Raw genomic sequence first — 267 nt, 5'->3', positions numbered from 1 at the left:
ATACCGGGCTGCACGCCCTTGAGCGTGCGCGCGGCTTGCTCGTCCAACTCGACAATGCGGTGGTTGGCCAATACCAACTGCGCGCCTTCATGGCGAGTATTGATGCGGTTCGGCTCGCCGCTGGCCAGGATCAACCCTTGGCTGTCCATCACATTGACGTTGTGAGGAAGAATGGCCATCGCCCGGTCAACGATGTTCTGCGCCAATTGATGAGTGAGTTCGAACATGCCGCTGGCCCCGAGAAAAACAGTTGGGCAACCATACAAC

The 267-nt window shown here is 58.1% G+C and carries 1 protein-coding gene; it reads right to left on the bottom strand.

All coding sequences use genetic code 11. From position 1 onward, the window contains the following. Positions 1-227: sugar diacid recognition domain-containing protein (locus tag AC0IW9_RS30965; protein WP_471652134.1), on the bottom strand; the 227-nt coding region annotated here is incomplete at its 3' end. Positions 228-267 lie beyond the last annotated feature (40 nt).

The sequence above is a fragment of the Belnapia sp. AC561 genome, from assembly GCF_979252845.1.
Note: the sequence above shows the minus strand (reverse complement) of the source record. Positions and strands in the feature narration are given on the sequence as shown.